Annotated in this window: 11 protein-coding genes; all 11 read left to right on the top strand. The window is 45.6% G+C overall.

From position 1 onward, the window contains the following. Positions 1–117 precede the first annotated feature (117 nt). Complete coding sequence (locus IRB79_RS00505; RefSeq protein WP_243506251.1) at positions 118–2,229, top strand: (Fe-S)-binding protein; 2,112 nt, start codon at positions 118–120, stop codon at positions 2,227–2,229. Between the two features lie 327 nt (positions 2,230–2,556). Further along, positions 2,557–3,744: an acetyl-CoA C-acetyltransferase gene (locus tag IRB79_RS00500; RefSeq protein WP_243506250.1), complete on the top strand. Its 1,188-nt coding sequence runs from the start codon at positions 2,557–2,559 to the stop codon at positions 3,742–3,744. A gap of 272 nt (positions 3,745–4,016) precedes the next feature. Next, positions 4,017–4,871 (top strand): 3-hydroxybutyryl-CoA dehydrogenase, encoded by an 855-nt coding sequence (locus IRB79_RS00495; protein ID WP_243506249.1) that lies wholly within the window; start codon positions 4,017–4,019, stop codon positions 4,869–4,871. Between the two features lie 49 nt (positions 4,872–4,920). Then, positions 4,921–6,051 (top strand): acyl-CoA dehydrogenase, encoded by a 1,131-nt coding sequence (locus IRB79_RS00490; RefSeq protein ID WP_243506248.1) that lies wholly within the window; start codon positions 4,921–4,923, stop codon positions 6,049–6,051. 63 nt (positions 6,052–6,114) lie between these two features. Continuing rightward, positions 6,115–7,254 (top strand): acyl-CoA dehydrogenase, encoded by a 1,140-nt coding sequence (locus tag IRB79_RS00485; protein WP_243506247.1) that lies wholly within the window; start codon positions 6,115–6,117, stop codon positions 7,252–7,254. 32 nt (positions 7,255–7,286) lie between these two features. Further along, positions 7,287–7,931: a TetR/AcrR family transcriptional regulator gene (locus IRB79_RS00480; RefSeq protein ID WP_243506246.1), complete on the top strand. Its 645-nt coding sequence runs from the start codon at positions 7,287–7,289 to the stop codon at positions 7,929–7,931. Between the two features lie 59 nt (positions 7,932–7,990). After that, positions 7,991–11,257: a fused isobutyryl-CoA mutase/GTPase IcmF gene (gene icmF / locus IRB79_RS00475; RefSeq protein ID WP_243506244.1), complete on the top strand. Its 3,267-nt coding sequence runs from the start codon at positions 7,991–7,993 to the stop codon at positions 11,255–11,257. 148 nt (positions 11,258–11,405) lie between these two features. Next, complete coding sequence (locus IRB79_RS00470) at positions 11,406–11,582, top strand: hypothetical protein (RefSeq protein ID WP_243506243.1); 177 nt, start codon at positions 11,406–11,408, stop codon at positions 11,580–11,582. 518 nt (positions 11,583–12,100) lie between these two features. Then, positions 12,101–12,682 (top strand): DNA-directed RNA polymerase subunit delta, encoded by a 582-nt coding sequence (gene rpoE, locus IRB79_RS00465; protein WP_243506241.1) that lies wholly within the window; start codon positions 12,101–12,103, stop codon positions 12,680–12,682. Between the two features lie 273 nt (positions 12,683–12,955). Continuing rightward, positions 12,956–14,560 carry a CTP synthase gene (locus IRB79_RS00460; RefSeq protein WP_243506239.1) on the top strand — a complete coding sequence of 535 codons (1,605 nt, stop codon included), beginning with the start codon at positions 12,956–12,958 and terminating at the stop codon, positions 14,558–14,560. Between the two features lie 184 nt (positions 14,561–14,744). Continuing rightward, entirely contained in the window at positions 14,745–15,749 is a 1,005-nt protein-coding gene (locus IRB79_RS00455; protein ID WP_243506237.1) for a LacI family DNA-binding transcriptional regulator, read from the top strand. Positions 15,750–15,762: the final 13 nt, after the last annotated feature.

Here is a 15,762-nt window from a genome sequence, read left to right as displayed (position 1 = left end):
GTTTAATGAAAAATGGTTGACTGAATGCTCATTCATAATATAATGGAAGTAAGAGTAAATTCAGAAAATTATACTGTTTTTAAAATTTTCTAAGATGAAGAAAGGAGCACCATGCCCATGAACGGTTTATTATGGATCAACTTAATTGCATTTCTTCTTGTAACCGCTTACGCTGTCAGCCTGTTTGTCTATGTTGTGAAGACGCGGATTGAATATATCAAGCTTGGCAAAAAGGTGGAGTTTGACGGCAAAGTGAAAGAGCGCCTTGAGAAGATCTGGGTCAACGTATTTGGCCAGAAAAAGCTTTTAAAGGATAAGAAAAGCGGAATCATCCACGTGATGTTTTTCTATGGCTTCATTCTTGTCCAATTTGGAGCAATCGATTTTATTATTAAAGGAATTAAGCCAGGTGCGCATTTGCCGCTTGGACCATTATATCCTGGCTTCACCTTTTTCCAGGAAATCGTGACCCTGATGATCCTTGTTGCGGTAATCTGGGCTTTCTACCGCCGTTATGTGGAAAAGCTTGTCCGCTTAAAACGCGGATTCAAATCAGGTCTCGTACTTATTTTTATCGGAGGGCTCATGCTTTCCGTACTGCTTGGCAATGGAATGGGCATGATTTGGCATGGCCATGAAGGAACCTGGACAGAACCGGTTGCTTCCATGATTGGCGGTGCCTTCTCATGGATGGGTGAAACGGCTTCGATTGTTGTGTTTTACATCGCATGGTGGATTCACTTAGTATTCCTGCTTGCATTCCTTGTGTACGTGCCGCAATCCAAGCATGCCCACTTAATCGCCGGACCGGCCAACGTATATTTCAACCGTCTGGATAATCCGGGGAAATTAAAGGCAATCGACTTTGAAGATGAATCACAGGAAAGCTTTGGTGTCGGAAAGATTGAAGATTTTACACAGCATCAGATGATCGATTTCTATGCATGTGTGGAATGCGGACGCTGTACCAATATGTGTCCTGCAACCGGCACGGGAAAAATGCTTTCGCCAATGGATTTAATCCTGAAATTGCGTGACCATTTAACCAATCACGGTGCTGTTGTCACATCGAAGCAGCCTTGGGTGCCGACATTCGCTTTTTCAAATACGAAAGGCAATCAGCTTGCCCTTGCAGCTGCCGGCCAGGGGGCAGAAGAAGCAGCTGCAGGCCTTGCTTACAGCCCAAGCCTGATCGGGGAAGTCATCACAGAAGAAGAAATCTGGGCTTGTACGACTTGCCGCAACTGTGAAGACCAATGCCCGGTTATGAATGAACATGTTGATAAAATCATTGATCTGCGCCGCTACCTTGTTTTAACAGAGGGTAAAATGGATGCTGATGCACAGCGCGCCATGACCAATATCGAGCGCCAGGGCAATCCTTGGGGACTGAACCGCAAGGAGCGCGAAGACTGGAGAGAAGCACGCGAAGATGTTCATGTGCCGACAGTGAAGGAAATGAAAAAGGCAGGAGAAGAGTTTGAATACTTATTCTGGGTTGGCTCCATGGGATCTTACGATAACCGCAGCCAAAAGATCGCTCTTTCCTTTGCGAAACTAATGAATGAGGCCGGCGTTAAGTTCGCCATCCTTGGAAACAAGGAAAAGAACTCTGGTGACACCCCAAGACGCCTTGGAAACGAGTTCTTATTCCAGGAGCTTGCCACGAAGAATATTGAAGAGTTTGAGAAAAATGAAGTGAAGAAGATCGTAACGATCGACCCTCATGCCTACAACATTTTCAAAAATGAGTATCCGGATTTCGGATTAGAGGCAGAGGTTTATCACCATACTGAAGTTCTTGCCCAGCTTGTGGAAGAAGGCAAGCTGAAGCCGCAATATGCTGTAGAAGAAACGATCACATTCCATGACTCCTGCTATCTTGGACGCTACAACGAGGTGTACGATCCTCCGCGTGAAATTCTTAAGAGCATCCCGGGCGTCAAGCTTGTGGAAATGGAAAGAAACCGCGAAACCGGCATGTGCTGCGGAGCAGGGGGCGGCTTGATGTGGATGGAAGAAGAAACAGGACACCGCATCAACGTCTCACGGACCGAGCAGGCATTGGCAGTGAATCCATCCGTGATCAGCTCCGGATGTCCGTACTGCTTAACGATGCTGTCAGATGGAACGAAAGCAAAAGAAGTGGAAGAACAGGTTCATACGTATGATGTTGCTGAAATTCTCGAAAAGTCTGTTATAGGTGAAAGCCAGAATTTAGCATCCTAATATATTGAAAGTGGAAATTGAAGCACTGAAGCAAATTTCAGCTAAAGCATTTTGACGAAAAATGTTTTTACCAGAATTTTGTGTAAAGTGTTTCAATTTCTGCTATTTTTCTAGTAAAATAGAAAATGATAAAGCGCTTACAATTTTGCTGGGTGACTGAAGATCGGGTAAATCCTTTTGTTCCGCGGTCTTTTCGAGCGAGCGTTCAGTCAACCGAAGCACCTTCACAAACATTTAACTTCAGCCAGAACAGCTTCAAAGACCCAATTTTTTTCTAAGTAATTTTGCGAACATTTTAAATTAATAGTACAAAGGAGCGATTCTTTTATGGGAAAAACCGTAATTCTTAGCGGAGTAAGAACACCTTTTGGAAAATTTGCCGGAGCGCTTAGCAGCTATACAGCTTCTGACCTTGGCGGATTTGCAGTAAAAGAAGCGCTGAACCGAGCCGGCGTTAATCCTGAAGAGGTAGATGAAGTGATTCTCGGAACCGTTCTTCAGGGAGGTCAGGGCCAGATTCCTTCACGACAGGCTGCGAAAAAGGCCGGCTTGCCGTGGGAAGTGAAAACGGAAACGATTAATAAAGTTTGTGCTTCCGGCATGCGAAGTGTCACTTTAGGAGATCAGATCATCCGGGCGGGTGACGAGGAAGTCATCGTGGCCGGCGGCATGGAATCCATGAGCAATGCGCCTTACATTTTGCCGAAAGCGCGCTGGGGCCTGCGCATGGGCGATGCAACGGTTAAGGACTTAATGGTTCATGACGGATTAAGCTGCAGCTTCACAGGCGTCCATATGGGAACTTACGGAAACTCGACAGCTAAAGAATTCGAAATCAGCCGAGAAGAGCAGGACAACTGGGCGCTAAGAAGCCATGAACGTGCCATTGCAGCAATTGAATCCGGCAAATTGGCAGAGGAAATCGTGCCAGTGGAAGTGCCGCAGCGAAAGGGTGAGCCAATCGTTGTGTCCCAAGATGAGTCACCCCGCAAAGATACTTCCTTAGAAAAACTGGCTAAGCTGGGGTCTGTTTTTAACTCCGACGGAACGATCACTGCCGGGAATGCGCCTGGCGTTAACGACGGGGCAGCAGCATTAGTATTGATGAGCGAAGAGCGTGCAGAACGCCAAGGCAAAAAGCCGGAAGCTTATATTCTTGGCCATACAGCGCTAGCGGTGGAAGCCAAGGACTTCCCGCAAACCCCTGGCCTTGTCATTAATGCTCTTTTGAAAAAGACAGGAAAAACCCTGGAAGAGATTGACCTATTTGAAATTAACGAAGCATTTGCGGCTGTTGCTTTAACAAGCGGAAAAATTGCCGGCCTTGATGAAGAAAAAGTGAATGTCAACGGCGGTGCCGTTGCTCTGGGCCACCCAATTGGTGCAAGCGGAGCAAGAATCATTCTAACACTGATGCATGAACTGAAGCGCCGCGGAGGCGGAATCGGCATTGCGGCCATCTGCAGCGGCGGAGGCCAGGGCGATGCGGTGATGATTGAGGTTCCGAAGCAGTAATCTGTTTTGGGATGGTGGCTGCAGCCGAAAAAACTCCGTTTTACCTGACGAACGATAGATGAAACTAATCATTTATCGGCCCAAGTTAGGCTTTTAACGGCCAAAATAATCAATTTATCGGCCAAACTTGAACTTTTAACGGCCAAACCAGGCAGGTTATCGGCCAAATGGATAAATCGAAGGACTTAACAAACATTTACCGGCCAAAAACTGATATTTACCGGCCGAATCGACAGAAATACCGGCCAAACCCCAGAACGGAGGATACAAAAATGAACGTAAAAAACATTATGGTAATCGGTGCTGGACAAATGGGTTCAGGAATCGCACAGGTTTGTGCGCAGGCAGGCTACAGCGTCATCTTAAACGACCTAAAGCCAGATTTTGTTGAACGCGGCCTTGGTGTGATTAAAAAGAATCTTTCCCGCCAGGTAGAAAAAGAGCGCATGACAGCGGAGGAAATGGAAACGGTGCTTAAAAATGTAACCGCTTCAACCGATCTGCAGGATGCAAAAAACGTTGAGCTCGTCATCGAAGCAGCCGTTGAAAACATGGAAATCAAAACAAAAATCTTCAGCCAGCTGGATGAGATTGCACCCGAACATGCGATTTTGGCGAGCAATACGTCATCTCTCCCTATTACAGAAATCGCAGCAGCGACAAAACGTCCTGAAAAAGTCATCGGCATGCATTTTATGAATCCAGTGCCGGTGATGAAGCTTGTAGAAATCATACGCGGCCTAGCGACCGCAGACGAAGTGTATCAAACCATTGAAGACATCACGAAGACGCTTAAAAAAGTGCCTGTTGAAGTGAATGACTTCCCTGGATTCGTATCTAACCGCATCCTGATGCCGATGATCAATGAAGCAATCTTCACGCTTTATGAAGGGGTTGCGACAAAAGAGGCCATTGATGAAGTGATGAAGCTTGGCATGAACCATCCAATGGGACCGCTGACTTTGGCTGACTTCATTGGCCTGGACACATGCCTGTATATTATGGAAACCCTGCATGAAGGCTTTGGCGATGATAAATACCGTCCATGCCCGCTGTTAAGAAAATATGTAAAGGCTGGCTGGCTTGGCAAGAAGACAGGCAGAGGCTTCTACGTTTACGAAAAATAATCAGAGGATCCCGGCTAAATAGAGCCTGGCGGCATCGGAGGGTATACAAATGAACCTGAGATTTACAGAAGAACAGGAAATGATGAGAAAAATGGTGCGCGATTTTGCCCAGACGGAAATTGCGCCTTTTGTTGAAAAAATGGAGCAGGGCGAATTCCCAAGGGAGATTCTCCGAAAAATGGGAGAGCTTGGCCTGATGGGGATACCGATTCCTGAAAAATACGGCGGATCTGAAATGGACTTTACTTCTTATATTATAGCCATCCATGAGCTGTCCCGCGTAAGTGCGACAGTTGGCGTTATTTTATCGGTCCACACATCGGTTGGAACAAACCCAATCCTTTACTTCGGTACGGAAGAGCAAAGGCAGAAGTATATTCCGAAGCTTGCTTCAGGCGAGTATCTCGGCGCTTTTTGCCTCACTGAACCGAGCGCAGGCTCAGATGCGGGAAGCCTGAAATCCCGTGCAGTAAAAGATGGAGACCATTATGTCATTAATGGCTCAAAAGTGTTCATCACGAATGCAGGCGAAGCGGACGTATATATAGTATTTGCATCCACAAATCCGGAGCTTGGCAGCAAAGGCATCTCCGCTTTTATTGTAGAGAAAGATACGCCAGGCCTTGTATTTGGGAAAGATGAGCACAAAATGGGCTTGCACGGTTCAAGAACGCTTCAGCTGACATTTGAAGATATGCGTGTTCCTTCTGAAAATCTTCTCGGCAATGAAGGAGAAGGCTTCAAGATTGCGATGGCAAACCTGGACGCAGGGCGGATCGGCATTGCTTCACAGGCGCTTGGAATCGCAGAAGCGGCCTTTGAAGCAGCCGCAAGCTATGCAAAGGAACGTGTACAGTTCGGCAAGCCGATCGCTGCACAGCAAGGTGTCGGATTCAAGCTTGCAGACATGGCAACAAGCGTTGAAGCTGCAAAACTATTAATCTATCGCGCAGCAGACATGCGCCAGCGCGGCGTCAAGTGCGGACTCGAAGCCTCAATGGCAAAGCTTTTTGCATCCAAAACAGCAGTAGACGTGACAACAGAAGCCATCCAGGTCTTCGGCGGCTACGGCTACACGGAAGACTACCCGGTTGAGCGCTACTTCCGTGATGCCAAAATTACCGAAATCTATGAAGGCACAAGCGAAATTCAGCGGATTGTCATCAGCAAACAGCTGTAAAGAAGCAGACCAATAATGAATTCACCATATATCAACGAATCCATATAAAGCGAGGGAAAGACAATGAATTTCCAATTGAGTGAAGAGCATGAAATGATCAGAAAAATGGTGCGTGATTTTGCCAGGAATGAAGTGGCCCCGACTGCTGCTGAGCGCGACGAAGAAGAGCGCTTTGACAGAGAGATTTTCGACAAAATGGCAGAGCTTGGCTTAACAGGGATTCCGTGGCCTGAAGAGTACGGCGGAATCGGCAGTGATTACCTTGCATATTGCATCGCAGTTGAAGAGCTTTCCAGAGTATGTGCCTCAACAGGTGTAACTCTTTCAGCGCATACATCCCTGGCAGGCTGGCCGATTTTCAAATTCGGAAGCGAAGAGCAAAAGCAAAAATATCTAAAGCCTATGGCCCAGGGTGAAAAAATCGGCGGATATGGCCTTACGGAACCAGGAAGCGGATCAGATGCCGGCGGAATGAGAACAACGGCACGGCTTGAGGGAGATCATTACGTCTTAAACGGCAGCAAAATTTTTATCACAAACGGCGGAATCGCAGATATCTATGTTGTATTTGCCCTGACAGATCCAGCTTCCAAGCACAAAGGAACAACTGCGTTTATCGTAGAATCCGGCTTTGAAGGTTTTTCTGTCGGCAAGAAGGAGAAGAAATTGGGTATCCGTTCCTCACCTACAACTGAGATCATTTTCGAAGAGTGCAAGGTTCCGGTTGAGAATGTGCTGGGCAATGTAGGCGAAGGCTTCAAAATTGCCATGATGACACTTGACGGCGGCCGCAACGGCATCGCTGCCCAGGCAGTCGGGATTGCACAGGGCGCACTGGATGCTTCCGTCGAATATGCAAAAGAACGCCACCAATTCGGAAAACCAATTGCTGCCCAGCAGGGAATCGGATTCAAGTTGGCAGACATGGCAACAAGCATTGAAGCTTCAAGACTATTAACTTACCAGGCAGCCTGGCTGGAATCAGAAGGCCTTCCATACGGAAAAGAATCTGCCATGTCCAAACTCCTTGCCGGTGACACGGCCATGAAAGTAACAACAGACGCCGTTCAAATCTTTGGCGGATATGGATATACAAAGGATTACCCGGTTGAACGCTACATGCGCGACGCCAAAATTACGCAAATCTACGAAGGTACACAGGAAATCCAGCGTCTCGTAATCTCTCGAATGGTAACGAAATAATAGATCTCAAAGAGGGAGGCGGTAGGTAAACAATGAAAAAACGAGAAGTGCAGGCTTCTGTTAAAGATGAACGTCTTGTCAAAAAAAGACGTGATCAGATGATTAAAGGTGCCGTCACCCTTTTTATCCAAAAGGGGTTCCATCGTACAACAACTAGAGAGATCGCAAAGGCATCTGGTTTTAGTATTGGAACGCTTTATGAATACATCCGGACGAAGGAAGACGTCTTATATCTGGTTTGTGACAGCATTTATGACCAGGTCGCCGAACGGCTTCAAAAAGGCCTTGATACGAAGCAGGGCACGCTTGAGAGCCTGAAGCAGGGCATTGCTGATTACTTCAAAGTGGTCGATGAAATGCAGGATGAAGTGCTCGTCATGTACCAGGAAGTAAAGGCGCTGACCAAGGACGCGCTTCCGTATGTTCTGAAGAAAGAAATTGAAATGGTCGGCATGTTCGAGCATGTCATTACACTTTGCGTGGAGAACGGGGAACTGGACCTGCGAGAAGAAAAAATCAAAATGATCGCCCATAACATTTTTGTCCAAGGGCAAATGTGGGCATTCCGCCGCTGGTCGCTGCAGAAAATGTACAGCATCGATGAATATATCCAGCTGCAGACCAATCTCCTTTTTCAAGGAATAAAGGATCCAGGCAGAGTTTCGGAAAAAGCTTAATAATAGCGCGCAGGCATCAGCAGCACTGGTGCCTGCGCTTACGGACAAGGGGGAGAACGATGAGCAATCCAGAAGTCTATAAGCCGAAAAATCACATTCGCTTCGTTACGGCTTCCAGTCTATTTGACGGACATGATGCTTCCATCAATATTATGCGCCGCATCATTCAGGCAAGCGGTGCAGAGGTCATCCACCTCGGGCATAACCGTTCTGTGGAGGAAGTCGTAAATGCTGCGATCCAGGAAGATGTGCAGGGAATCGCCATTTCCTCCTATCAGGGAGGACATGTAGAGTACTTCAGATATATGTATGACCTTTTGAAGGAACGAGGCGCATCCCACATCCGCATTTATGGCGGAGGGGGCGGTGTCATTATCCCGAAGGAAATCAAAGAATTGCATGACTACGGAATCGCGAGGATTTTCTCTCCGGAAGATGGCCGCCAATACGGCCTCCAAGGGATGATTGATCAAATGATCAAGGAATGTGATTTCCCTACATTCACAGCTGAAGCTTCAGAGCAGATTGAAAAGCTTCAGGAAGGGGAAACGAATGCCATCGCGAAGCTGATTACACTGGCTGAGCATCAGGTAACAGTAGGCAAAGAAGCGGCAGCATCGCTTGAGCCGGTCATGGAGAAAGTGAAGTCACTGGAAAAACAGGTTCCTGTAGTGGGAATTACGGGTACAGGCGGTGCTGGAAAAAGCTCGCTGACTGACGAATTGATCCGCCGCTTCATCAATGAAATTCCGGAGAAAAAAGTTGCGATTCTTTCTGTTGACCCGACAAAACAAAAAACGGGCGGTGCGCTTCTTGGCGACCGTATCCGCATGAACGCCATCTTTAATCCGCGAGTCTATATGCGAAGCCTGGCAACAAGAAATTCCCGCAGTGAGCTGTCGCTTGCGATTCAGGATGCGATTTCAGTTGTCAAAGCAGCCGGCTTTGACCTGATTATTGTGGAAACAAGCGGAATCGGGCAGGGAGATGCCGGCATTACGGAAATTTGCGATGCTTCCATGTATGTCATGACAAGTGAATTCGGGGCGCCATCCCAGCTGGAAAAAATTGATATGATTGATTATGCAGACTTGATCGTCATTAATAAATTTGAGCGCAAAGGTTCTGAGGATGCCATGCGTCAGGTGCAAAAGCAGTACCAGCGCAGCCGGATGCTTTTTGAAAAAGAGCTTGAAGACATGCCTGTCTATGGAACCATTGCCAGCCAGTTCAATGATCCTGGCACAAATGCGGTGTTTGCGGCACTTGTGGAAACGATTAATGAAAAAGCAGGTACAGACTGGAAGACAAGTTTTACAAAAAACGCAAAAGTTGAAAAGCAGAATGTCATTATTCCGAATGAACAGCGCTATTATCTGCGCGAAGTTTCTGAAACAGTCCGCGGCTACCACAAGAAAGCCGAGGAGCAGGCCGATCTTGCCCGCAAACTGTTCCAGCTGGAAGGGGCTCTGCTTGCTGTGAAAGAACAAGAAGGAAATGAAGAAGTCATTTCTTCTCTTGAAGCCATTAAATCAGCAGCAGAAGAGAAGCTGACTGCTGAAACAAAGAAAATCCTTGCTGGCTGGGATGATCTGAAGGAAAAATACTCAGGCGAGCAATTTGTGACAAAAATCAGAGATAAAGAAATCGTAACGGTATTAAAAACAAAAAGCTTATCCGGGCTGTCCATTCCAAAAGTGGCACTGCCTAAGTACAAGGATTACGGAGAAATCATCCGCTGGGTGTACAGAGAAAACGTACCGGGCTCATTCCCTTATACTGCCGGTGTTTTCCCGTTCAAACGCGAGGGTGAAGATCCGAAGCGACAGTTTGCCGGAGAGGGTACACCTGAACGGACAAACCGCCGTTTCCATTATCTCTCCAAAGATGATGCCGCAAAGCGTCTGAGCACAGCGTTTGATTCTGTAACCCTATATGGGGAAGATCCTGACTACCGCCCGGACATTTACGGAAAAGTCGGGGAAAGCGGAGTCAGCATCTGTACACTTGATGATATGAAGAAGCTGTATGCCGGATTTGATTTGTGCCATCCATCCACATCTGTATCGATGACGATTAATGGGCCGGCACCGATCATTTTGGCGATGTTCATGAATACGGCCATCGAACAGCAGATTGAAGCAAAAGAGCAGGAGCTTGGCCGCGTGCTGACACCTGAAGAATTCACCGAAGTAAGGGCGAAAACGCTGCAGACTGTCCGCGGCACGGTTCAGGCTGATATTTTAAAAGAAGATCAGGGACAGAATACTTGCATCTTCTCGACGGAGTTCGCTTTGAGGATGATGGGGGATATTCAGCAGTACTTCATCGATCATAAAGTCCGCAATTATTACTCTGTTTCGATTTCCGGCTACCATATCGCGGAAGCGGGTGCGAACCCGATTTCACAGCTTGCTTTTACGCTGGCAAATGGCTTCACTTATGTCGAGTATTATTTGAGCAGAGGCATGGACATCAATGATTTTGCTCCTAACCTTTCATTCTTCTTCTCGAATGGACTGGACCCGGAGTATACGGTGCTTGGCCGTGTGGCGCGCCGCATCTGGGCAACGGTTATGAGAGATAAATATAGCTCCAATGAAAGAAGCCAGAAACTGAAATACCATATCCAGACGTCCGGACGCTCACTGCATGCGCAGGAAATCGATTTTAACGATATTCGCACAACGCTGCAGGCATTAATGGCGCTTCAGGATAACTGTAACTCGCTTCATACCAATGCGTATGATGAAGCCATAACGACACCGACAGAAGAATCTGTCCGCCGTGCAATGGCCATCCAGATGATCATTACAAAAGAGCATGGCTTATCGAAAAATGAAAATCCGCTGCAGGGTGCTTTTATCGTGGATGAACTGACAGACCTAGTGGAAGAGCAGGTGCTGAGAGAGTTCGAACGCATCAATGACCGCGGCGGCGTTCTTGGCGCCATGGAAACTCAGTATCAGCGCGGAAAAATTCAGGATGAATCCATGTACTATGAAATGAAAAAGCATACTGGCGAGCTTCCAATTATAGGGGTCAACACTTACTTGAACCCAAATCCTCCATCAGAGGATGAGATGAACAATATGGAGCTTGCAAGGGCAACGAAGGAAGAAAAAGAAACGCAAATCCGCAATCTGCGCAGCTTCCAGGAGCGCAACAAAGACAAATCGGAAGAGGCGCTGAAACAATTGAAGGAAGCAGCAGTCAGCGGCGGCAACATTTTTGCCGAACTGATGGAAACCGTCAAAGTGGCGAGCCTCGGCCAAATCACCCGTGCGTTATACGAAGTGGGCGGACAGTACCGCCGCAATATGTAAAACCAAGTGGATTAACAGGGCCTGCAGCTGCAGGCCCTTGTTTTCTGCACTATTATTTAACATAGAATTAATATAAAATACATCCATATCCTATATAATGGAATCAATACATAGCATTGCACTTCGGGGAACCTGAGGATGTGAAAAAATGAAAAAAATCTTGCTCTACACAGCCATCCTTGCAGCTGCTGCAGGAGTCTACTTCTTATATGGAAAACAGCTGGGAGCCATTGCATTCTATCTGCTCTCCATCTACTTCACCTGGCTCGCTTATAAAAAATGGGATCACCCGTTAAAGCGCAGGAGGAGGAAAAGGGCAGATTAGCTTTATGTGTTACATTAATTTATCCGAACACTCGTATTCAAAAAGGGAAGGCATTTTTGATTCGGCAGTGATAGTAAAAAACGTGTAGTCAGCACCCTGTTGATTGGAGCGGAGGGCACTTGATCCTCGAAAATGCTGGCGCATTTTCTTCCTGCGGTGTTAAATTCAAGGAAGCTTATTCAATGTCCTGCGGGAGATGCGGGTCATCGGGAGACCCCGCAGGAGCGAATGCGACGAGGAGGCTCCCGGACCGCCCGCGGAAAGCAAGTGCCCCGTGCTGAAATCAACAGGCCTATCAAACAAAGCTACAAAATATATTGCGGCAAGAAAAATTGCAGAAAAAAGGGCAGAACAGCAGATATAACTGGCATAAACCGTAAAAATTTGTTTATAATGAAGAATATGCCTTCTTGCAGGCTGTCCGCATGCATTTACGGACAGCTGCGGAACTTCAGCTTAAATAGTTTGTGATTTGCGCTGCAGAATGAGCGTTTACATAGGGAAAGGAAGTGCTGATATTGAGTTTGGAACAGTTCTCAAAAGAAGAATTACAAGAAATGTCATTGATCGAAGTGGCTTATGAACTTCTAACAAGCAAAAAAGAACCAATGGCCTTTAATGACATAATGAATGAAGTGGCTAAACTTATGAACCTTTCAGAGGAACAAGTCAAAGGGAAAATTGCACAGTTCTATACAGATTTAAATATAGATGGCCATTTTATCGGATTGGGCGATAACCGCTGGGGCCTTCGTTCATGGTATCCGGTTGACCAATATGAAGAAGAAATCGTTACCGTAATCAAGCCTAAGAAGAAAAAGGCGAAGAAAAAGGACGACGATGATCTCGATCTTGAAGATTATGATGAGCTTGATGAAGAGGATATTGATTACGACGATATCGACGGATTCGACGATGATGATCTGACAGAAGACGATGATGACGATCTTCTCGACGATGACGATGATCTTGATGATGATGATGACTTCGAAGACGATGATGAAATAATCGAAAAAGATGAAGAATTCGACCTTGGCGATGAGGACGAAGAGCTTGAGGAAGATGACCTCGACGCTGACGAAGACGAAGAAGATTTATAATCTTGACTTTTCGTTTCTGGGCTTGTAGAATACTTTTTGGGCTCCTTAAAAAAGGAACGATTCGTTTAGACGCTAATAGCGCTCCCTTACTTACTTAAGTAAGAGGGGCGCTTTTTATTTTTTTATAGGCCATGTGCCTTTTTAAAAGAGCTAAACCATCCCTTTGCGATAAGCTTCCGCTGAAAAAATCGGAGGCAGAACGATAGAATTTTTATCATCAAGTCTTTAATCCAGCATCATTATGCACAAACTGATATCAAGGGGGAATTTTTCATGACTAAGTATATTTTTGTTACGGGCGGAGTTGTTTCGTCACTAGGAAAAGGGATCACGGCAGCATCACTTGGCCGCTTATTGAAAAACCGAGGGTTAACGGTTACGATTCAGAAATTCGACCCTTACATAAATGTGGATCCGGGAACAATGAGCCCGTACCAGCATGGTGAGGTGTTTGTAACAGGTGACGGCGCGGAGACTGACCTGGACTTAGGCCATTATGAGCGTTTTGTTGATATTAACCTGACAAAATACAGCAGTGTAACAACTGGTAAAATCTACTCAACCGTCCTTAGAAAAGAGCGCCGCGGCGACTATAACGGCGGAACAGTGCAGGTTATTCCGCACATCACAAATGAAATCAAGGATAAAGTTTTCCGTGCAGGCCATGAAACGAATTCTGATGTTGTCATCACAGAAATCGGCGGAACAGTAGGGGATATTGAATCACTTCCATTCCTTGAAGCGATCCGCCAGATTAAGAGCGATATCGGCCGCGATAATGTGATGTACATTCATTGTACATTGGTTCCTTATATCAAGGCAGCAGGCGAAATGAAAACAAAGCCGACTCAGCACAGTGTAAAAGAACTGAGAAGCCTTGGCATTCAGCCAAATGTAATCGTTCTGCGTACAGAAATGCCAATTTCCCAGGATATGAAGGATAAAATTGCGCTATTCTGTGATATCGATAAAGAAGCAGTTATTGAAGCAACAGATGCGGATACATTATATTCTATACCGCTATCCCTTCAAGATCAGAAGCTTGATGAAATCGTCTGCAAGCATTTGAAGCTGAATTGCGGAGAAGCGGACATGACCGAGTGGAAGCAGCTGGTTGACAAGGTTCTGAACCTTTCCAAAAAAACCAAGATTGCCCTTGTCGGTAAATATGTTGAATTGCAGGATGCTTACATTTCAGTTGTCGAAGCCTTAAAGCATGCGGGTTATGCATTTGATTCTGATATTGAAATCAAATGGATCAACTCAGAAGAAGTGGACAGCAATAACGTGAATGGACTGCTTCAGGATGCTGACGGAATCCTGGTTCCAGGCGGATTTGGCGATCGCGGTATTGAAGGAAAAATCCTTGCAATTCAATATGCACGTGAAAACAAAAAGCCATTCCTTGGCATCTGCCTTGGCATGCAGCTGGCTTCGATTGAATTTGCAAGAAATGTACTGGGTCTTGAAGGGGCACACTCAGCAGAAATTGCTCCTGAAACACCGCATCCAATTATCGACCTTCTGCCAGAGCAAAAGGATATTGAGGATTTAGGCGGAACTCTAAGACTTGGCCTGCAAGCTTGTAAATTGAATGAAGATACAAAAGCATTTGAGGCATACCAGGATGAGGTGGTATATGAGCGTCATCGCCATCGCTATGAATTCAACAACCACTACCGCCAGGATATGGAGAAAGCAGGCTTTGTCTTCTCTGGTACAAGCCCGGACGGCCGCTTAGTGGAAATCATCGAAGTGAAGGATCACCCTTGGTTCGTTGCTTCCCAGTTCCATCCTGAATTTATCTCAAGACCAACTCGCCCTCAGCCATTATTCCGTGAATTTGTCGGGGCGGCATTGAAATTTAGCGAGAAATAATAAAGTTTGAAAAATTCCTTCGGATTCGGAGGGATTTTTTTTGTCTGGATCGTTGTTGAATGATTTCTGCAAAAAAAATTCAGAAATTTTAGTATTGATTTTGAAAAGGTTTTCATTTATACTTTCACTAAACCGGTTTACTAAACCGATTTACCAAATCGGTTTTGCGAGAGGATAGTACAACATGAAAAAAATAACGATGTTAGATGTTGCGCAAAAAGCAAACGTATCAAAGAGCACAGTTTCACAGTATATCAATAATCGCTACGAGTATATGGCGGAATCCACTAAAATGCGAATTGAAGACGCCATTCGCGAGCTGGGATATATCCCGAATTTCGTAGCTAAAAGTTTGAAGCAAAAGAAGTCATCAACCATTGGAGTGATTGTTGCCAATATACTTCATACGTTTTCGACAGAAATTATCAGGGCCATTGAAGATGTCTGCGAAAAAAATGAATTTCATTTGTTTGTCTGTAACGCAGACGATAATCCGGAAAAAGAACGTGCATACATTGATATGCTTTTAGCTAAACAAGTTGATGGTCTGATTATCTTTCCGACCATCGGAAATGAAGATCAATATAAACGGCTGAAGCTTTCAAATTTTCCCATTGTTTTTGTAGATAGAAAGCTTGATAAAACTATTTATCCAACACTGCTTTTGGATAACGAGAGAGCAGCTGAGATTGCCGTTCAGGAAATCGTCCAAAAAGGCCATAGGAAAATAGGTCTGGTATCCATGTCCTTAAGCCAAAAAGTGACACCCCGGATTGAACGGATTAATGGATACAAGAAAAAGCTGAAACAAAATGATTTGCCTGTAAAGGATGATTGGATTATTGCGGCAGAACGAAAAGACATTATCCCTGAACTGGAAAAAATGTGGATGTGTAAAGAAACACCAGAGGCATTTTTTGCTACAAACGATCTTTCGCTCATTGAACTTTTGAAATTTTTAAGAAAAAAGAATTTAAAAGTTCCCGAAGATGTAAGCGTTATCGCAGTAGATGACTCTGATTTCCTGGAAATCTCGGCAACACCGATAACAGCCATCAAACAGCCGACTTTTGAAATTGGCAATGATGCCGCTTCTGTTTTATTAGATTTAATTAGAAATCCTCGATTTGAGGAAGTATACGAGATTAAAAGATACGCTCCTGCATTAGTTGAGCGGGAATCTTTATAGAGTGTTAGGAGAG

The organism is Cytobacillus oceanisediminis (genome assembly GCF_022811925.1).
Classification (GTDB): Bacteria; Bacillota; Bacilli; order Bacillales; family Cytobacillaceae; genus Cytobacillus; species Cytobacillus oceanisediminis_D.
This window is presented reverse-complemented; position numbering and strand designations above follow the sequence as displayed.

Coding starts and splice junctions, on each gene's coding strand:
- IRB79_RS00505 (WP_243506251.1), top strand. CDS start 118: ATGAACGGTTTATTATGGATCAACTTAATTGCATTTCTTCTTGTAACC.
- IRB79_RS00500 (WP_243506250.1), top strand. CDS start 2,557: ATGGGAAAAACCGTAATTCTTAGCGGAGTAAGAACACCTTTTGGAAAA.
- IRB79_RS00495 (WP_243506249.1), top strand. CDS start 4,017: ATGAACGTAAAAAACATTATGGTAATCGGTGCTGGACAAATGGGTTCA.
- IRB79_RS00490 (WP_243506248.1), top strand. CDS start 4,921: ATGAACCTGAGATTTACAGAAGAACAGGAAATGATGAGAAAAATGGTG.
- IRB79_RS00485 (WP_243506247.1), top strand. CDS start 6,115: ATGAATTTCCAATTGAGTGAAGAGCATGAAATGATCAGAAAAATGGTG.
- IRB79_RS00480 (WP_243506246.1), top strand. CDS start 7,287: ATGAAAAAACGAGAAGTGCAGGCTTCTGTTAAAGATGAACGTCTTGTC.
- icmF (WP_243506244.1), top strand. CDS start 7,991: ATGAGCAATCCAGAAGTCTATAAGCCGAAAAATCACATTCGCTTCGTT.
- IRB79_RS00470 (WP_243506243.1), top strand. CDS start 11,406: ATGAAAAAAATCTTGCTCTACACAGCCATCCTTGCAGCTGCTGCAGGA.
- IRB79_RS00460 (WP_243506239.1), top strand. CDS start 12,956: ATGACTAAGTATATTTTTGTTACGGGCGGAGTTGTTTCGTCACTAGGA.
- IRB79_RS00455 (WP_243506237.1), top strand. CDS start 14,745: ATGAAAAAAATAACGATGTTAGATGTTGCGCAAAAAGCAAACGTATCA.